The 17,103-nt window shown below is 39.9% G+C and carries 24 protein-coding genes and 1 pseudogene; 19 read left to right on the top strand and 6 right to left on the bottom strand.

The window, feature by feature from the left end; translation table 11 throughout:
• Positions 1 to 27 precede the first annotated feature (27 nt).
• The gene (locus tag DK846_RS01945; RefSeq protein WP_146201098.1) at positions 28 to 1,272 is read right to left on the bottom strand and encodes a hypothetical protein; all 1,245 of its coding nucleotides are present in this window, start codon (positions 1,270 to 1,272) and stop codon (positions 28 to 30) included.
• A gap of 104 nt (positions 1,273 to 1,376) precedes the next feature.
• Between DK846_RS01945 and DK846_RS01940 the strand changes: the two genes are divergently transcribed.
• From DK846_RS01940 to DK846_RS01930, 3 genes are all read left to right on the top strand, one after another.
• The gene (locus tag DK846_RS01940; RefSeq protein ID WP_109967229.1) at positions 1,377 to 2,360 is read left to right on the top strand and encodes a hypothetical protein; all 984 of its coding nucleotides are present in this window, start codon (positions 1,377 to 1,379) and stop codon (positions 2,358 to 2,360) included.
• A gap of 87 nt (positions 2,361 to 2,447) precedes the next feature.
• Positions 2,448 to 2,948: a MarR family winged helix-turn-helix transcriptional regulator gene (locus DK846_RS01935; protein ID WP_109967228.1), complete on the top strand. Its 501-nt coding sequence runs from the start codon at positions 2,448 to 2,450 to the stop codon at positions 2,946 to 2,948.
• The gene (locus tag DK846_RS01930) at positions 2,945 to 4,312 is read left to right on the top strand and encodes an MATE family efflux transporter (RefSeq protein WP_109967227.1); all 1,368 of its coding nucleotides are present in this window, start codon (positions 2,945 to 2,947) and stop codon (positions 4,310 to 4,312) included. Before DK846_RS01935 ends, DK846_RS01930 begins: the two co-directional genes overlap by 4 nt.
• 25 nt (positions 4,313 to 4,337) lie before the next feature.
• Here DK846_RS01930 and DK846_RS01925 read toward each other — a convergent pair whose 3' ends face one another.
• Positions 4,338 to 5,480 (bottom strand): cache domain-containing protein, encoded by a 1,143-nt coding sequence (locus DK846_RS01925; RefSeq protein WP_109967226.1) that lies wholly within the window; start codon positions 5,478 to 5,480, stop codon positions 4,338 to 4,340.
• Positions 5,481 to 5,733: 253 nt separating this feature from the next.
• On the opposite strand from DK846_RS01925, the gene DK846_RS01920 reads away from it, so the two are divergent.
• The 4 genes from DK846_RS01920 (at position 5,734) to DK846_RS17525 (ending at position 7,180) form a co-directional block, all read left to right on the top strand.
• Positions 5,734 to 6,138, top strand: a complete 405-nt coding sequence (locus tag DK846_RS01920) for a hypothetical protein (RefSeq protein ID WP_109967225.1) — start codon at positions 5,734 to 5,736, stop codon at positions 6,136 to 6,138.
• Between the two features lie 151 nt (positions 6,139 to 6,289).
• The gene (locus tag DK846_RS01915; RefSeq protein WP_109967224.1) at positions 6,290 to 6,508 is read left to right on the top strand and encodes a hypothetical protein; all 219 of its coding nucleotides are present in this window, start codon (positions 6,290 to 6,292) and stop codon (positions 6,506 to 6,508) included.
• A 142-nt stretch (positions 6,509 to 6,650) separates the two neighbouring features.
• Positions 6,651 to 7,043: a 3'-5' exonuclease gene (locus DK846_RS18265; protein WP_394339592.1), complete on the top strand. Its 393-nt coding sequence runs from the start codon at positions 6,651 to 6,653 to the stop codon at positions 7,041 to 7,043.
• Complete coding sequence (locus DK846_RS17525; RefSeq protein WP_181391573.1) at positions 7,040 to 7,180, top strand: hypothetical protein; 141 nt, start codon at positions 7,040 to 7,042, stop codon at positions 7,178 to 7,180. Before DK846_RS18265 ends, DK846_RS17525 begins: the two co-directional genes overlap by 4 nt.
• A gap of 237 nt (positions 7,181 to 7,417) precedes the next feature.
• Here the strand turns inward: DK846_RS17525 and DK846_RS01905 are convergent, their stop codons facing one another.
• Positions 7,418 to 8,086 carry a cytochrome c biogenesis CcdA family protein gene (locus DK846_RS01905; RefSeq protein ID WP_245926430.1) on the bottom strand — a complete coding sequence of 223 codons (669 nt, stop codon included), beginning with the start codon at positions 8,084 to 8,086 and terminating at the stop codon, positions 7,418 to 7,420.
• Positions 8,087 to 8,204: 118 nt separating this feature from the next.
• Positions 8,205 to 9,050: a helix-turn-helix transcriptional regulator gene (locus DK846_RS01900; RefSeq protein ID WP_109967222.1), complete on the bottom strand. Its 846-nt coding sequence runs from the start codon at positions 9,048 to 9,050 to the stop codon at positions 8,205 to 8,207.
• Positions 9,051 to 9,408: 358 nt separating this feature from the next.
• Between DK846_RS01900 and DK846_RS01895 the strand changes: the two genes are divergently transcribed.
• The 7 genes and pseudogenes from DK846_RS01895 to DK846_RS17520 all read left to right on the top strand — a co-directional run bounded on the left by DK846_RS01895 (position 9,409) and on the right by DK846_RS17520 (position 13,581).
• The gene (locus DK846_RS01895) at positions 9,409 to 9,765 is read left to right on the top strand and encodes a DsrE/DsrF/TusD sulfur relay family protein (RefSeq protein WP_109967221.1); all 357 of its coding nucleotides are present in this window, start codon (positions 9,409 to 9,411) and stop codon (positions 9,763 to 9,765) included.
• 6 nt (positions 9,766 to 9,771) lie between these two features.
• Positions 9,772 to 10,032: a sulfurtransferase TusA family protein gene (locus tag DK846_RS01890; RefSeq protein ID WP_109967220.1), complete on the top strand. Its 261-nt coding sequence runs from the start codon at positions 9,772 to 9,774 to the stop codon at positions 10,030 to 10,032.
• A complete protein-coding gene (selD, locus tag DK846_RS01885; protein WP_109967219.1) occupies positions 10,004 to 11,035 on the top strand; it encodes a selenide, water dikinase SelD in 1,032 nt (343 codons plus the stop codon). The genes DK846_RS01890 and selD overlap by 29 nt, the downstream gene beginning before the upstream one ends.
• 14 nt (positions 11,036 to 11,049) lie before the next feature.
• Positions 11,050 to 11,910: pseudogene (locus DK846_RS01880) on the top strand (DUF2099 family protein).
• An 895-nt stretch (positions 11,911 to 12,805) separates the two neighbouring features.
• Positions 12,806 to 13,027 (top strand): type II toxin-antitoxin system HicB family antitoxin, encoded by a 222-nt coding sequence (locus DK846_RS01860; protein ID WP_109967774.1) that lies wholly within the window; start codon positions 12,806 to 12,808, stop codon positions 13,025 to 13,027.
• Between the two features lie 4 nt (positions 13,028 to 13,031).
• On the top strand, positions 13,032 to 13,262 hold the full coding sequence (locus tag DK846_RS01855) for a type II toxin-antitoxin system HicA family toxin (RefSeq protein WP_109967214.1): 231 nt from the start codon (positions 13,032 to 13,034) through the stop codon (positions 13,260 to 13,262).
• 154 nt (positions 13,263 to 13,416) lie between these two features.
• The gene (locus DK846_RS17520; RefSeq protein ID WP_181391630.1) at positions 13,417 to 13,581 is read left to right on the top strand and encodes a hypothetical protein; all 165 of its coding nucleotides are present in this window, start codon (positions 13,417 to 13,419) and stop codon (positions 13,579 to 13,581) included.
• Here DK846_RS17520 and yidD read toward each other — a convergent pair.
• The gene (yidD, locus tag DK846_RS18260; protein WP_109967213.1) at positions 13,502 to 13,741 is read right to left on the bottom strand and encodes a membrane protein insertion efficiency factor YidD; all 240 of its coding nucleotides are present in this window, start codon (positions 13,739 to 13,741) and stop codon (positions 13,502 to 13,504) included. The two genes, DK846_RS17520 and yidD, sit on opposite strands and share 80 nt — an antisense overlap.
• Complete coding sequence (locus tag DK846_RS01845; protein ID WP_146201097.1) at positions 13,731 to 14,426, bottom strand: tetratricopeptide repeat protein; 696 nt, start codon at positions 14,424 to 14,426, stop codon at positions 13,731 to 13,733. Before DK846_RS01845 ends, yidD begins: the two co-directional genes overlap by 11 nt.
• Before the next feature lie 192 nt (positions 14,427 to 14,618).
• Between DK846_RS01845 and DK846_RS01840 the strand changes: the two genes are divergently transcribed.
• From DK846_RS01840 to DK846_RS01825, 5 genes are all read left to right on the top strand, one after another.
• Positions 14,619 to 15,431 (top strand): hypothetical protein, encoded by an 813-nt coding sequence (locus DK846_RS01840; protein ID WP_109967211.1) that lies wholly within the window; start codon positions 14,619 to 14,621, stop codon positions 15,429 to 15,431.
• Between the two features lie 349 nt (positions 15,432 to 15,780).
• Complete coding sequence (locus tag DK846_RS01835; RefSeq protein ID WP_245926429.1) at positions 15,781 to 16,185, top strand: hypothetical protein; 405 nt, start codon at positions 15,781 to 15,783, stop codon at positions 16,183 to 16,185.
• Between the two features lie 31 nt (positions 16,186 to 16,216).
• Complete coding sequence (locus DK846_RS17515) at positions 16,217 to 16,384, top strand: hypothetical protein (RefSeq protein ID WP_181391571.1); 168 nt, start codon at positions 16,217 to 16,219, stop codon at positions 16,382 to 16,384.
• Positions 16,385 to 16,498: 114 nt separating this feature from the next.
• Complete coding sequence (locus tag DK846_RS01830; RefSeq protein ID WP_146201096.1) at positions 16,499 to 16,771, top strand: hypothetical protein; 273 nt, start codon at positions 16,499 to 16,501, stop codon at positions 16,769 to 16,771.
• Positions 16,768 to 17,028 (top strand): hypothetical protein, encoded by a 261-nt coding sequence (locus tag DK846_RS01825; RefSeq protein WP_109967208.1) that lies wholly within the window; start codon positions 16,768 to 16,770, stop codon positions 17,026 to 17,028. Before DK846_RS01830 ends, DK846_RS01825 begins: the two co-directional genes overlap by 4 nt.
• Positions 17,029 to 17,103: the final 75 nt, after the last annotated feature.

Below are 17,103 nucleotides of genomic sequence, written 5' to 3'. Positions count from 1 at the left end.
GTTCATATTACCTATTTTTTCTCATTTTCAATAATCTATAAGCCAGGATAGCAGGCTTATTCCAATCAGAAAGGATACACCGGCTCCTGCTATCATAATCCCATACCACCATACAGACCCACGATCATCAGAAGATAGGCAACGATCTATCCAGATAAGAATCCCTACGATCAAGCTGAAGAGCATGAGCCTTATTGATACAAAACTTCTGGTAAGGTCCATAGACCAGAAAAACTGGGAAAAAAAGGCTGATGTTATGAGAACCAGGACCGTTGAAAGATATACCTTCCTGGTCATCACAAACCCGGGAATCGTTCGGGGAAGTGTTACCTGAAGAACCCTTGACCTCCCATAGACACCACCAAACATACTGCAGAACAGGGCAACAAAACAGACGAGAACAAACAGGCTGTTACCAAAGACACCGAGGTTGGTTACCATGAGAACGATTTCAAGTGTAAGATCTGATTCGGGTGCACCGAGACCATGTTCATATAAAAAGACGTACCCAACCGAGAGGTACAGGATGCATAACATAAAGAGTGAGGACATACCAAGTGCGGCATCAAGTCTTATCCGTCCCAGAAAATCTCTTTTATGACCAGTTACAGTTGAACCTTTGAGATGGTTGACAAGCCAGACCGAATAGAAAAGGAGTGAAAAACCAGATCCGACACTACTCATAATGATCGAGGACTCGTACACACTCATGAACGTGTTCAGGTCCAGAAGTTTCAGAAAGATCACATCATGTCCCGAGAGTGGCATGGCAAAGAGCATGGCACACAGGCCAACCATGATAATCCCTATGGCACCCATCAGGATCTTTCTGAAAAACCAGTATGAGTTGACAGATACTAGAAAAAATATTGCTGCAAAAAAGACAAAGACACAGATAATTGGAGGAATGGATACATGAACCAGTGCTGTAAAAAGCCTGGCCATTGCAAGAGAAGAATATCCAAGCATGAAGATCTCTACATAATAGATACTATTGAGCAGCCAGACTGCCCAGTTCATCGGGCCTGGAATTTCTGCAATTCCTGCAAATATGTCTTTTCCGGTCGCAAGTGTATATCTGCCAAGACCGGTGAGCAGGGCATACTTGAACAGCAGGGTGATAGCGATGATCCCAAGAAATGTATAACCTTCATCTGCCCCAAAAGTAATAAGCGATAACAGACCAAGCCATCCACTAGATGAAAGAGCAATGAGTATCCCAGGGCCCGGGAGCGGGTATCGTATTCCGCTAACAGACACGGAACTTTTCATATACGATATTTGATAACGGTTTATTTGAAGACCATGTTTCAGGTTTTTAGCAGACTGTCCTTTTTTGGACCTTCAATCGAGGGAAAGGCTGCAATAGATCTCATATGAGCAGATTTACTCCAGCAAAGATACACCTGGTTGTTGCCCTTGCAGGAATTGCGGTAATCGTATTACTCTTATTTATCCAGAATTCCGGGCAGGAACCAGATAAAGATCCAGGTGGACCGGTCTTTCCCAGAATATATCAGGATCTGGTGACATATGAGAGCCGAACAAACTTGTATAATGCAGATATCCTGTTTATCAATACTTCTTCAGGTGAACACGAAGATCTCTCAGAAGAAGAAGGTAATCAGTACAGACCAGATATTGACAAAGATAGGGTTGTATGGCAGGACAAACGATCAGGATACTGGAATATTTACCTAAAAAATCTCACCTCAGGAAGTCTCACCCAGATTACGAATCGTACTGACCGGGAGACCACTCCGCATATTTCTGGTGACAGGATCGTGTATGTTACTGAGAGAAACATCTCTCAGGACATTGCATTATTCAACATTTCGACCGGAAAAGAGTATATGATCTGCACATCTCCTGACGTTCAGTGGCAGCCTGATATTGATGGGGACTGGGTTGTATGGGAGGACTGGAGGAGAGGGCCAAGATCGGAAGGTGATATCTATGCCTATAACATTCCTCTCAATCAGGAGATTGAAATTACGAATTCCTCCACACAGGACTGGTTTCCGGCTGTTTCAGGAGGATGGGTAGTCTGGCAATCAAGTAAACACGGTAACTTTGATATTATGGCAGAAAACCTGACCACAAGGAAACAGATTCAGGTAACAACCGATCCATCACGACAATGGCTTCCTGTAATATCCGGAGATATCATCGTATGGATAGACGAAAGAAACAGGCAGTGGGATATCTATGGGTATAATCTCTCATCAGGTTCAGAGTTCAGGGTCACAAATGATACAGGCAACGATGCATGGCCTGCAATATCAGAAAAAAATGTTGCATACATCAATTATCCAGAAAAAAGCAGATCTAATCTCATGATAACAAAGATCTTCGGGTAGACCGGGGTTATTGTTGCATAGACCATATTTTATTTTTAAAACTATTGCACTGACAACATTATATGGGAACACTGCTAATCTGTTGAGGTGACAGCAAAATCTATCTTACCTCATGATATTCCCATAGGGGGATTAACATCAATTATCTTCAGAACTCAGGCAATATTCCTGAATCACCATCTTCGTTCACTCGGCCTCTCCTATGGTCAGTTCCCGGTTCTCATGTTTCTCAGGAACCATCAGAATGTTACACAGGAGACACTGGCACGCCACTTTCATATCGATAGAGGGACAATTGCCAGGTCGGTAAAAAAACTTGAAGATGCAGGTTACGTTATCAGAAGGATCGATCCAGATAACAGAAGGGCTGTAAAACTTTTCCTTTCAGAGAAAGGGACGTCCATTATTTCTGATTTGATTCGGATAGATACCGAATGGGAAATGACTGCTTCATCCGGATTGAATAAGGAAGAAAAAACTCAGTTCAAAGATCTTCTCTGGAGAGTAGCTTCAGCCAGTATCCAGGGGGTCAATGACATCGGTGAAAACTCCTTTACTTCATGCTGCTCCGGAGGTGAATGTGCATGAATAATTCTCAAGAGACTGAAGGTGTGAATCTCCTCAAGGGAGATCCAAAGGTTGCGATCCTTAAGCTCTCAATCCCGATGATCATCGCAATGCTGCTGATGTCAACCTACAACCTGGTCAATGCTGTCTGGGTGGCAGGTCTTGGATCAGATGCATTAGCTGCAGTAGGGTTCATCACCCCTCTTTTTATGGTACTCATCGGACTTGGTAACGGGCTTGGAGCAGGCGCCACCTCGGTTATTGCCAGAAGAATAGGTGCAGGAGACAGGAACGGTGCAAACGGTGCAGCGATGCAGGCAATTTTACTGGTGCTCGGAATATCGGTGGTTATCACAGTACTTCTGATTGCTCTGGCACGCCCGCTGATGATCCTTTTTGGTGCAGGGAAAACTGTTGATCTGGCAGTTGAATACGGAAACATCGTTTTTGCCGGTACTGTCCTTATTCTCTTTACCAATGTAGTGTACGCAATTCTCAGGGCAGAGGGAGACACCAAGCGGACGATGTACGTGATGGGAGCCTCATCAATCTTGAACATCATCCTGGATCCGATTCTCATTTATTATTTCAAGATGGGAATTGCAGGTGCTGCATGGGGTATGATCGTTTCATTGTTACTTGTGACTGTAGTTCTTCTCTACTGGTTCCTCATCAAAAAAGATACGTACGTAAACCTGTCATGGAAAGTCAATCTCAAAGAACCCAGAAATATTAGAGATATCCTCGGGGTAGGACTACCAGCAAGTTGCGAGTTTTTTCTCATGTCATTTCTGGCGATTTTTATCAACGCAATGCTGGTTATGGTTTCAGGAACAGATGCAGTCGCGGTATATACTGCAGGATGGCGTGTTGTTTTCTTTGCAATTATCCCACTCGTGGCAATATCAACTTCAGTCGTATCTGTGACAGGTGCAGCGTATGGAGGGCGACACTTTGAAAAATTCCCGGTAATCCATTCATTCTCAATCATATTGGGGATAGGTATTGCAATAGCCATCAGCATCCTGACCTGGCTTTTTGCATCTCAAATCTCATTTATTTTCACATATTCAGCAGAAGGAGCACATCTTGCACCGGCAATTGCCTCCTTCCTCGCCACGATGTGTATATTTTATCCGTTTGTTCCACCAGGAATCATGTCCTCATCTATTTTCCAGGGAACAGGACGTGGGATCTCATCACTGATACTGAATGTGCTCCGAAACATGGTCTTCATGGCCACATCAGCATATCTGCTTGGTGTTGTCTTCGGACTTGGTGAGCACGGAGTATGGTACGGGATCGTTATCGGAGATATTCTTGGAGGAATTGTTGGATTTATCTGGGTCAGGATATATATCAGCCGGCTAATGCGATATGCCTGATTTCAGGAAAAAAGAATAAAGAATGTTAATGTTTCATGACTGCAACTCTCCATGGCATGCCATGGAGTGATACCGTAGTCCATGCAATCTTAACATCCTCTTTATTCAATCCGGAATATGAATCTATACCAGCCCTCGCATTTTGCAGGTGCACTGCAGATTTGAGAAGTGAGGGTGAAGCATTAAACTGAGGATCATTCCAGGCTGACCTGCCAATCTGGGTTGAATCACTTTCTGCGAGTGCTGTCCCTTCTGGTTGTTCGACCATGAGAGAATAACCGGAATCTTTGAGTGTCTGCATCTTGTCAGGCGAGACGAGCACTGCCGGATCCACGAGTGCTGATACATATCCGGTTACAGTTTTTTGTTTTGATACAATCGGGTAGGTGATGACAACTGCATCTTTTCCTTCTACAGTTTTCAGGTATGTGCTCATAGTAGGGGCAGGGTATGAGATTATACTGGCAATATGCGGCATTTTTGATAGGTCTGTCCCGATTGATGACAGATAAACATCCGGATAAACGGCAGTTATCCTCCCTGACTTATCCAGAAGAGATGATTCATACAGACCGATCTGGTTAAGTGCAGGATTTTCTACGAGAGACGAGAGTTGGAGGTTCTGGTTCTCTTTCGAGACATCATTGCTGCTTAAGTTTGCAGCAACATCAGCCAGTTCCCCATCAATTGTATCAAGTCTCTTCTGCAGATCTGCAGAGATCCTCCCAAGTACCTGGAAGATCTGATCGTCAGATAAAACCGGTACAGTTGTTTCAGATTCATACCAGGCCTGTTCAGTTACTCCTCCCCCATTCAGTGGAGTTACATTTTCTACAGAGACCATGGTACCCCACATCCGGGTGGAGACCATATCAGTCTGTGGTGTGGCAGTCCCGGAGATTTTGAGGCCATCAATCTCATACTGGGCTGGGAGGTTCGTTGGAAGAAGTTGATCTCCGGTATCAGTAATAATCCCAAAGAAGCCCCCTTCAAGATCCTGATACACCACTGTCCCTATAAAGGAGAAGGAGTCAGGATTAGCATTAGTCTGGGCACTGGCACCGGAGAAGAGCACCAGTATAGTTATTACAGACAGAACTACAAATCCGGTAGTATTCTTGCTTATCGAAGTTACAAATTTTACATATTCATAGAAAGATGATCTCATATATCCCCCTGACTGAGAGCGATCAATTTCATGATTATAGGAAAAAATTCAATGATCCTATACCAAAAGTGCTCAAAGCCTGATTAATAACAGAAGAGGACGCTCAACTCATAAATTCTTTGTTCTTAAGTAGGCCGCTTGTTCTGGATCTATATATGTAGACGAGTCCGATGTTCTCCTCCCAATGATCCCGAATCGCTAACTCTGATAAAATCCGCCCTGGGCACATTGAGCGTACTTTTTCAGATAAACAGTGTGCAGTAGATACCGGGAATTTCAACGCTTCCCGAATCTGAAAATACTTGATCTGGCTATCCGAGGTCCCTGCGATCTCTGTGGTTCTCGGTATGTTGAGTATATCGAAAAGGTGACTGAAGACCGGAGAAAAAACCGGAATAACCTTCCTGCCCGGCGTATCTGCAAGAAATGTTTAGGCAAAGCCAAAAAGAAAAAGTCCGAAACGTTCAGGTCCCTTCCTGGAGTTCTGAATATTGCAGGTATGAAACGGGTTTATACTGACCTTGGTCGGTGTAAGATCTGTCATTCCGGGAAAGCGACCTGGAGAGATTCTGATAATCAGACTTGTGTCTGTGATTCTTGTTACGTGAATTCCGGTGTGACTCTCTCACCCCAGGGGGACGAATGCCAGAATTATTAGATATTCTAAGTAGTCTGGGGATTGAATACAGAAATATAATTGTCCCTTGTGTCTGTTGTGCTGGCCATCCCTTCCCGGCAGATCCATACTGTGAGTACTGCTCAAGCACAGGAAAAATAATGTACGGGATTGCAGACGTTGAGGTGCAATAATGTTCAGAAATGTGACCATATACCAGAATGAGATACAAAAAACGATAAAAAAATTTCAGGATCAAGGCTGTACGGTAATTCTCAGGCGATACATCGAAGATGATGTTAAAGCTCATCCGGAGGATTACCCGAAACTAGCCACATTGGATGAAATACCCCGTAAGATGACGATCACTGCAACAGTAAACCGGATGCCGGGGACTAAAATGTATTTCTAACGCCCGGCTTCCTGGATTGTTACTGATTATCACGCTAATGAGGTTGTGTATGGATAAGGAGAATACATGAAACCAAAACACATTTTATTTTTTTGATGCTGAAACAACCGGTGCCGATGTAAACAAAGACCGGGTAGTTGAGATTGCCTGGCTGTTTGCAACTACAGAAGGAGAAATAATTCTCGAAGATAGCAGGATGATTAAGCCGGACGGGTTCATTATCCCGGAAGAATCCGCGAAGATTCATGGGATCACTACTGAAGTGGCGATCAATGAAGGTGAAGATCTCTCCAAAGTTCTGTCTGACTTCTTCAGTGATATGGAAGATGCCGATCTCCTGGTAGGTCACAATTTGCAGTATGACCGGAAAATAATAAAAAGAGAGTGCTTACGAACGAAAATAAATAGCAATCAACTATCGAAGCCTCAATTCAACACGATGGTAAACTCTACCGTCTTTTTTAGGTTACCACGGGGAAATGGGACACAGGTTATAAATTTCCCAAACTTTCAGAAGCGTACGAGATTATTGTGAAGTCTGATCTTATCGATTGCCACGTTGCTCTTGTCGATACAGAAGCGTGTAAAGAGATCTTTTTTTCCGGTATTGAGCGGGGAATCTGGCGGTATGCAGATGAAAAATCAATCGGAATGATGGAGGTTATCAGGTAATGACCAGGGTCATTATCGTGGAAACCTGTAAATCCTACCCGTTAGTCATGGTTGGAACTCGTGGTTTATATTGTGATAAAAATTCTAGTCCAATCGCCGATCCGCTGACTATTCCAGACACGTGTGAATTGCCGGAAAAATGAGCCTGTGTAAATACTGCGGTAAGGAGGTGGAACCCGAACCGAAATCTGATTTAATTTATTTCTATAAATAGATAATTTTGATTACTCAATATTATCACAGAGTAAATGCCAAATACACAAAGTATATCCCTATAATAATTATTACAGACCCAATAATTTTATCAGCGACATCCCCACTTATCCGTGAATATCCCTTAATCTTTTTGCCTAATGCGCCACCCAATGAACTGATAATAATGAGCGGGATGCTTAATCCAATAGCATAGATGAGAATTGTGAAGAACCCTTGGAACATTGTCTGATATAAAGCGATGTAAGTCAAAACTATCAAGAGCATAGGGGCCCCACGCCCAACGGTTATAGCACCAAACGAAAGTCCAAGTAAAAAAGCTCCCATTACTGTATATGAAGAGGGGCGTCTGAAAAAGTTAAAAATGCTCCGAATTGGAGGCTTATATACATGAAGGAGTTGTAATCCCATCAGTATTAAAAGCACCCCGCCAATTGACCATGCGATCGTACCATTGAGAAAAAGTAGATAATGCCCAATCAACCCGGCAATCATCCCCAAGGGAATTAAAACAATAATTGTCCCAATACAGAATGAAGTTGTAAGTTTCAGAATGTTAATTAGGGAGAGATTCGTATTGCCACTAGTCAAATATCCAATTAGGCCCAGGCATAAGACACTATTGCAGGGGCAAATCCCTGCAATTAATCCAAATATAAAAATTCCCCAGATTGATGGATCAAAATTGGTCACAATTTGCCTCCAGGAAAATACCCATTGATAGTGTTCCAATGCATCAAAATAAGATTATAAGGAATTCACATATTAGTTCCCATAATGAAAATTAAAGGACTTAATGAATATTCATCGATCAGGTTGATATTGTTTTATTACATGATTTTTGAAAACATAATCCCGATGAACGGTCTTTATAATATGAAAACAATCGTTCTCCCCATGAAAGTGCATCAGGATCTACACTGATAAAATGAGAGGATGCATCAAAAGTAATCATGTCGTTTTTAAAAAGACCCAAAAAAAGATTAGTGTCACTCACAATCATTCCAATTTTTATTCTTTCTTCAGTGAGATATAATTTGAAATGTGAACTGGGATCAATTGAACCAAGTAGTGAGCAGTATGGTTCAGTTTTTATCATTTCTGCTATTTCAGAATTCACAATCATTTCAACATGAATTCCATAAGCAAGTCTAGAGGTAATAGCCTGGATGTGATGTGGGTTTAATATAGATGATATCCAGTGGATATTATCAGACTCTTCGAGAATTTTTAGATAGTATGAATAAACCTGAAAAACTTCAATATTCGTGTCGGCGATTATCCGAGAGTCATAAAGATCGCTAATCTCCTTAATAAACTCCGGGGGAATGCCATCAAGATAATGACTATTCCAAAAATCATCATGTTTAAAAAGGACTGATAATAACCTCGTGAAGTCCGTAAGTTTCTCCTGAATTAGCCGTCCTAACGGAGTCAGACAGTATTCGTATTTTTTTGATGAAATAATAAATCGGGTTTCGAGCTCACGAATTTTAGGTACCAATGCCTGTGATGAGCTGCCGGTGATCGCTCTTAGATCAGACAGGGTTTTGCAACCTTCACCAAGCGATAATAAAATTTGCATTTGTAGTCTAGATCGTAGAATAGAGTCTAATCCACATCTGATATCATTATACAATACAACTGGGGAAGTCATGAGAGATCATTGAATCTTTATATTTCTTCTCAGTCGTTAAGAGAGTTATGAATTGATTATTTATACTCAAGGTAATTACAAAAAAAAGGCGGGTTTATTCTTTTCTATCTTTTGAAATTCAATCGATTATTATCCTTTTGGTTAAAGACGGATAAATGGTTAATTCATCCACATAATATTAATCTTCAAGATTAATATTCAGGTCATAGAAGAAAAATAACCGTCAAAATTAATGAAAGCCTTTCAATCTCAAATTAGGTCATGAATTATGAAAACCGATTAAAATTGGATATTCAATTCTTGATAAGATTATGTCTTAAAATTCAGTTCAAATCAGATAATAGTACGCCGTGATACTATGAGTTCACAAAAATCTGTTACTGTTATCATTGGGGACGCACCATACGGAAGTGAAAGATCTTTTTCTGCATTGAGATTTGTCCTTACTGCACTATTGGAAGAAATTAAGGTCAATATATTCTTTCTAGAAAATGGAACCTATGTTGGATTAAAAGACCAAAATCCGGTTGAATTTGCCAATATTGAAAATTTAGTCCGAGAGGCTATAGAATCCGGAGCTAAAATCATCATGTGTGGTCCGTGTTGCCAGGCTAGGGGTATCACAAAAGACAAAATTGTAGATGGGATACACTTTGGAACTATGCACGATCTTACTGATCTCGTTATGAAAAGTGATAAAGTAATATTTTTCTGACTATCAATGACTAAATTGGAATTAAACGTATGTGGGAGAAGTTGCCCGATTCCTGTATTAGAAACACGAAAAAAGATTCGTGAAATGGCAATTGGTGATGAATTACTTATCATTGTGGAATACCCTCCTTCGAAAGATAATATAATCAGGTTTATACTCCGTGAAAGGCATGAACTTTGTCAAATTCAAGAAATTGATGGAAAATATCATATCTTAATTAGAAAAAATGGGGAAATAAATGAGCCAAAAATTTCCGGCTTTGACTGATATGGTAGATTTATTCGGTTGTTCTTGTAAACTCCCGGAAAATGAGTTGGAAAAATTATTAGAGGCTATTGGAGGATCATACCCAGAAAATGTCCTTGGACCTGGAGATGATGCCGCAATTATCAAAATTAATGAAAATATTGTATTAATTAAAACCGTTGATTTTTTTACCCCGATTGTTGATGATCCATATCTTCAGGGGGAGATTGCAGCTTGTAACTGTACGAATGATGTTTTCGCGATGGGAGGAACAGTGATCGCTGGGGTTTTAGCGATTCTGGGTCTTCCTAGAGGGGTAAGTGTTGATCAATCTAAAAAGTTACTGGGAGGTTTTCGTGATTTTTGCGATTCAATTAAGGCTCCTCTCGTTGGGGGGCACACGATAATAAATCCGTGGCCAATAATAGGTGGAGCAGTAACTGGGGTTGCACATCCTAAAGAGATCATTTATAATTCAGGTGCAAAACCGGGAGATGTTTTATTATTAACTAAACCGGTTGGTATTCAGCCTATAATGTCTGCATCCAGAATATATGAGAAGAATCCTGAAGAAATTGATTCAATTGTTGATTCTAGTGATCTTCAGGAATCAGTTGATATTGCAATAACCTGCATGACTACCTCGAATCAGAAAGCCGCAGAAGCTGTGCAGGTTACAGGTGCTCATGCCCTGACAGATGTTACTGGATTTGGTCTTTATGGGCATGCAGCAAAAATAGCCGATAATAGTCATGTTACCTTGAATATTCACACGATCCCATCTATCAAGAATGCACCAATTTTATCAGATTTTTTTGGGTTTGGATTAGAAAAAGGGATTTCATCTGAGACTGCAGGGGGGTTACTGATCTCAATTGCGCCGGATGCAAAAAATGATCTCATTGCAGAGTTATCAAAGAGGGAGATTCCCGCATATGAGGTCGGGTTTGTGACAAAATATCATGATAATCCTGTTCTCTTACACAATCCTAACATTCAAGAAATTTCATCATTAACCGAGTAAAAAGTGAGAATATTATGGATAAAACAAATGAACATGTTATTGAAGTTGCAAAAGCGACACTTCAGATCACAGATGATGAAATTAAAGTTTTGACTGGCCCAAAGATAGAATTTTGTCCAACATGGCAAAAAGTTTTGGGTTTATCTGGTGAGTTAAACGAAGATACTATTAAAGAGATAATTGAAAAGCGTATACATATAGCCCATCTTTTTAAGTCTGACCGGATGATTGAGAATCAAAATCTAATTTTTTCGTTTGGAGCTTCTGAGTTACTTCATTGTAGCCTAAAAATCGGAATCATTGATGTAGCAATTATCGTCTGTGATGGTGCTGGAACAGTTATCAGTAATAATCCAGACATTATTCAAGGAATAGGAGGATGGATGTCAGGAATAATAAAAACATCCCCTATTCCGGGTTTGATAACAAGACTTAAAGACCGAGGTGTGAATATTGTTGACGAGGAAACTGCAGCAATCGATCCAGTAAAAGGGGTGCAGATGGCTATAGATCTTGGGTATAAGCGGATTGCAGTAACTGTAGCAGAACGATATATCTCACAAATTGATTCAATACGCCAGATAGAATCTTAAAATATGTGTGAAATTACAATACTATCTGTATGCACGGGAGCAATTGAAAAAAGCGATGCCGAAATTTTATTGAAGACGGATCTCGTATGGAGTTGTGCATCCAAATATATCAATGAGGTTATTGGGCCAAGATCGATATTTACCACACGTAAGATCAAACCGATCTATGCGTTAACTGATAAAGGAAAGGCTATAATTTTAGCTGGGGCGAAGGTTTATTCAAACAAAATGTATTTATATATGGAAGATGAAACTGATAGACAACCACATCCTATGATATAAATCCCAAAGTCTTTCATAAATCCTTTTTTCTTTTCTTTCTTCCCCGGAGGTTCTTTATGGTTTGGTACTATGAAACATTTAAAGTGGTTAACTAATCACGAATATCAGGCGAACATAAACAGCAATCAGCTATCGAAACCTCAATTCTGCATGATGGCACACTCTACCGCTTTTGTAGGTTACCACGGGGAAATGGGAATTCAGGATATAAATTTCCCAAGCTTTCAGAAGCATACGAAATTATTGCTAAAGCGAATCTTATCGACTGCCACGACGCTCTTGTCGACACAGAGGCCTGTAAAGAGATCTTTTTTTCCGGTTTTGAGCGGGGAATCTGGCGGTATGGAGATGAGAACTCAATTGGAATGATGGAGATTATCAGATAATGACCCGGGTCATTATCGTAGAATCCTGTAAATCCTGTCCGTTGGTCATGGTTGGAACCCGTGGTTTTTACTGTGATAAAAATCCTAGTCCAATCACCAATCCGATTACTATTCCTAAAACGTGTGAATTGCCGAAGAAATGAGCCAGTGTAAATACTGTGGTAAGGAGGTGGAACCAGGGTATCAGTACGATTCTGAGTTATGCAGAAATTTGTTTTGGTTGCGATACAAAGAGCGGGATTTAGCCATTCCCGGGAAACGACCTACGGCTATGGGAGTATGGGATTACATCCATGATATTTGTGAGGATCATTTTTTATCAAGGTTGTGAGAATGAACAACAATATGAAGGATTTGCATTACCAGGTATATCCGAGGACGCTGCGGTAAATTTTTCCATTTCCCTGAGATCCTGATTATCTGACATCAACCATTATTAGGTATTTTAAAGATGATACAAACATAGAGATATGGTACAGATAATACCATTCCAAACAAAAGTGAATATGATGTTTCAAAAATTCAATGTCGTGATTGAACCTGGAGAAGATGGATGGTTTGTAGTAACTGTCCCAGGTCTTCCTGGTTGTATCACCCAGGGGAGGACTATCGAGGAAGCTACTGAAAATTCTAAGGAAGCAATAGAGGCATACCTGGAATCAACTCAGAATGAAGCGATTTCTCTTCGGGCAAGTCAGGTTTGTGTCAGAGAAGTTCTGGTAAACGTATAACGGAATGACAAAGTTTCCTCTTCTTCCTGCTAGAAAAGTAATTAACGCTTTGGTTCGGCTGGGTTACTCTATCGATCATCAGAAAGGAAGTCATATTGTTCTGAAAAGTCATGATAATCAACGAACCATCGTCGTTCCTGATCATCATGAACTTGACCGGGGTACCCTGAAGGCCATAATCAAACAAGCCGGAATTGATATTGAAGATCTGTTGTCGGTTCTATTGCTATTTTGATAATCTAACATTCGGTTTTTGTCTGGCCACACATAAACTGACTCAAAATTAAATTTACCGAATATATCTCTGCCCGTCTATTCTCTCTTTATTCTTTGTGTATACTCGCGGAAAATCTATTTATACAGGTATAATCCGGGTGGAGAAAAAATAGATGACAGACTTTGTTTCCAAAGGAGCGGTAAAGTCAGCAGAGAGAAAACTGACTACTCCATTCAGGACCGTCACTGCGATATTATTCAAGGAAAATCAACAGCAGAATCTGTGTTATATGGATTGCATCGCATTAATCTTCGATAAACTAAAACCCAGCCTTTGATAAATCCATGCTTCCTTATGGCCAGTATTGCATAATTTGAGCAAGTTGGATAAAATCTGCAAATAATATGATTATTTTTGACAAATTTTCTTCCGTAATTCCCATGCCAAACTTTTTCAATCAATTTAATGGATAAAATGGAGAAAAAATTACACTTCATGTGAAACTATTTCCTCATTATAATCCTTTGATTTACAATTTGGGCATTGTTTTAACATTTCAATATCTGAAGAAACTGCATCTCGGTTTCGTTGGTATTGAGGGGCTGTTAATAATCCAGAACAGCACGGTATTGATCTCCACTCATAATCACTTTTTAATTTTGCCAATTCCTTCTCTCTTGAAACGAGAGAATGCCAAACTTTTCCACATTTATTACATGTTCGGCGATATTCATCAATTATTTTTCCAGATTTTCGCTTTTCTGCTTCCAATCTCTTTGAAACTTTTTCTTGATATTCTCTCTCCTTATTTTGCTTATCAATCTCTATTTTTTTCTTTTCCGCTTCCTTCTTTTGATTTTCTATATTGTCAATTATTGCAAGGTTTTTTTTATAGGTTTCATTGATAGGAGATTTTTTACATGCTTTTAACAAATAATATTTCGCTGTTATATTATTATCCATTTTTGAGTAACATAGAGCCATAGCATTCATTATTTTTGGATTCTCTTTATCATTTTTTAATGATTTAGAGAGAAATTTAATAGCTACTTTATAGTCCCCCTTTTTATACGCATTTATCCCATTATCATAAAGTTCACGTGGATTTTGTTTTTTTAATAATATACCTAGCATGAATACTCCAGAGTACTTTAGAAATAATTCTAAATTATTACTATTCATGCATAGACCTTTTGCATGTCTAAAACAGGTGAATTATAGTCTCGTTGATATTTATTTGACTTGGTAATCCGAATTCTATCATTGTTTTAAAAAAGAATAAAATATAATTGGTTCAGTCAGATATCAAATTCCCACATTTAGAATAAAGATATTTCATTAGTATAACCTCAATCTATCTCGGTATCAGATTTGGTGAAAATCATTTCGAATGTGGTTGAATTCCCGCTCGATTTACAAAATTTATTAGAAGGGATAAGTAGTGCCTTTGGCCACTTTATTTTCGGATTGAATTTCTATAGATTTTACCCACAAATTTTAGTGGCGAGAGTTACTATATTTTCAGATACGGCTACTAAATTCAAAAATAAGAATTTTATATTATTTAGGCATTATTTTGTTATGGTTAAAATTACTATTGATTTTTACCCCAATCCACCTCTTAATGTTGATGGAGAACCTGAAGGAGACCCTGAAGAAACCGATGACTTTAATGATATATATCAATTCGAAAAGTGGTTGCAACAAAAATTTTTACCTAAATATAATGATTTAAATTCTCACATTTTTGCAACTAATGGAACCTTGATAGAATGTGTTGCGGTTTTTTCTAATATTAATCAAATTGAGAAAGCTTATTTGATAAATAGTAAACTTCCATTTATGTCTAATTTACCAGAGGAATCAAACTTACCTGATGATCTAAGGAAGAAATTAGAGAAAAATATATGCACACATACTCATCTAAGTGAAGATTCTACGTTTTCACGAGTTGATTTAAATTTATGGTTAACAAAGAGAATAAAAGAGATTCGAGCAGTTACAGAATCAAAGATCTTTTCTATTAAAGTTATTAACGATAATTGGCCGAATATTGAGTCCCTTAATGAATTTTTAAAAGACCCATCCCTAGATAGTGATAGCACAAAGCGCGATTGCATTTTAAGTGGTTTATCAAATGAGGGTTTCTTTGAATATTCTATCGAAAAAACTGGATCCTTGATTTAAGAAAATATTACAATAGGATATATTTTAAGAAACTTCTATTTACTCAAGATAGAAATTGAAAATATATATCCCATTACAAAAATCGTTGATATTTAATGTAAAAATTCAAGTATAATTTCTTGCCCACACATAGACATGCCTGATATGTAATTTCACTTAAAAATCTTCGTGCGTTTCACTCCCAATTTTTTCTATATAAATACTCGCGGCAAATCTATTTATACCGGAAAAGTCCGGGTGGAGAAAAAAGATAGCAGACTTTGTAGCAAAAGGTGCAGTAAAGTCAGCGGAGAGGAAACTTACCACTCCGATCGGAACAATTACTGCATTCCTGGCACTTATCCAGGATGTGATCGATAACAACCCCTGGGGTTGTGTTGCATATACTTCAGCCGGAAAGAACGTTGCCGCTGTTGTCCGTGGGTCTGAGTACTACTCAGGGAAGATCGTCTATGAAAATGGAGAAGCCAAGACGGTCGGTCAGATCTCAGTGAAGGCTCCAACTTCCGCAGCGTTCAACACTGATATCACCACGATCCTGGGGACCGTTGCACTTGGGACTGCGATGGGTGGAACTCCTTCACATGACAGTTCTGAGGATTCATTCAGCTGTACACTCAAAGCTCACAGCTCAAATGGTGAAAACTTCAATGTCACATTCAAGCGTGACAGTGTGACAGTTTCAAGCTACGAGTCTGATTCGATCCTCACCGGTATCGAGTCCTGGGCTGACACTGTGGCTCTACTCGCTTAAATTTCCTTTTCTTTTCCAACCGAGGCGGAATATGAATTGGAAATTAGTTTTATCCGGTGGCATATTCCTGGTCCTCGCGGCTTTCGTTGGTGCTGATTATGTCAGTACGTCCATTTCAACTGATGGAACGATGATGATCGCGAGCTCCGGGAATAACGAAAATGGATCGTTCGCATCCCGTGTTATGGCAGTGGATTAATCTCAATTATCCAGGACCATTACCGGAGATGATGAATTTCAGACTGACCTGATAGTCAGGGGAAACGGTCCGATCATAGCGTCTGATTATGCGAATTCCCGGACTCGTCCGACGGTGTTGGATGAAGTCGGATGTACATTTCTGACTGAATCCCGGGTGCAGGCCGCCCAGGTATCTGATCTGAATACTACGGGGATGCTGCAGAATGGAAGTTATGAGATCTCGCGGGTTGTTGGGTCCGGACTGACCGGGGGAACCGTGGTGAACGGTTCCGGTATGATTGGGTTCGGATCACAGTTTGAAGGGAATGACACTCAGAAAACCAGAGGGTTCGTATCTGGAAATATGAGCGTGAGGGACTTTGTGAGTTATGGAGGGAGGTTATGACCTGGGAGATTGTAAGTGGTTTTCTCGGCGGCGCGACGATTGTAAATGTAGTTGGGCTTTACCTCATGTACCGGCAGTATATGAAACTGGCTGCATCTTCAATGGAGTTCACTGTATTGGTGGTTGAGTCAATCGAAGAAAAGGAAGACGGATCTGTCACAGTTGATCCTTTAGCTCTCGCGGCTACATCTATGGATCATATCAGCCAGTTGTCCGGACTTCTGAAATGGATTCGTTTTGAGTCATTGCTGTTATAATCTCAGCAATTAGATATTGGCTTCCATGCTGCCCCTCCGAACACCATAAAGTCTCTGAAGATAATAATATAGGCA

Source organism: Methanospirillum lacunae (assembly GCF_003173355.1).
GTDB classification, from domain to species: Archaea; Halobacteriota; Methanomicrobia; order Methanomicrobiales; family Methanospirillaceae; genus Methanospirillum; species Methanospirillum lacunae.
The sequence above is the reverse complement of the archived record's forward strand: the minus strand, read 5'-3'. Positions and strand labels throughout refer to the sequence as shown.

Coding starts and splice junctions, on each gene's coding strand:
- DK846_RS01855 (WP_109967214.1), top strand. CDS start 13,032: ATGACAAAGTTTCCTCTTCTTCCTGCTAGAAAAGTAATTAACGCTTTG.
- DK846_RS01930 (WP_109967227.1), top strand. CDS start 2,945: ATGAATAATTCTCAAGAGACTGAAGGTGTGAATCTCCTCAAGGGAGAT.
- yidD (WP_109967213.1), bottom strand. CDS start 13,741: ATGAAGTGTAATTTTTTCTCCATTTTATCCATTAAATTGATTGAAAAA.
- DK846_RS01845 (WP_146201097.1), bottom strand. CDS start 14,426: ATGAATAGTAATAATTTAGAATTATTTCTAAAGTACTCTGGAGTATTC.
- selD (WP_109967219.1), top strand. CDS start 10,004: ATGAGCCAAAAATTTCCGGCTTTGACTGATATGGTAGATTTATTCGGT.
- DK846_RS01890 (WP_109967220.1), top strand. CDS start 9,772: ATGACTAAATTGGAATTAAACGTATGTGGGAGAAGTTGCCCGATTCCT.
- DK846_RS01825 (WP_109967208.1), top strand. CDS start 16,768: ATGACCTGGGAGATTGTAAGTGGTTTTCTCGGCGGCGCGACGATTGTA.
- DK846_RS01900 (WP_109967222.1), bottom strand. CDS start 9,050: ATGACTTCCCCAGTTGTATTGTATAATGATATCAGATGTGGATTAGAC.
- DK846_RS01860 (WP_109967774.1), top strand. CDS start 12,806: ATGTTTCAAAAATTCAATGTCGTGATTGAACCTGGAGAAGATGGATGG.
- DK846_RS01895 (WP_109967221.1), top strand. CDS start 9,409: ATGAGTTCACAAAAATCTGTTACTGTTATCATTGGGGACGCACCATAC.
- DK846_RS01925 (WP_109967226.1), bottom strand. CDS start 5,480: ATGAGATCATCTTTCTATGAATATGTAAAATTTGTAACTTCGATAAGC.
- DK846_RS17515 (WP_181391571.1), top strand. CDS start 16,217: ATGAATTGGAAATTAGTTTTATCCGGTGGCATATTCCTGGTCCTCGCG.
- DK846_RS01945 (WP_146201098.1), bottom strand. CDS start 1,272: ATGAAAAGTTCCGTGTCTGTTAGCGGAATACGATACCCGCTCCCGGGC.
- DK846_RS01940 (WP_109967229.1), top strand. CDS start 1,377: ATGAGCAGATTTACTCCAGCAAAGATACACCTGGTTGTTGCCCTTGCA.
- DK846_RS17520 (WP_181391630.1), top strand. CDS start 13,417: ATGACAGACTTTGTTTCCAAAGGAGCGGTAAAGTCAGCAGAGAGAAAA.
- DK846_RS01915 (WP_109967224.1), top strand. CDS start 6,290: ATGTTCAGAAATGTGACCATATACCAGAATGAGATACAAAAAACGATA.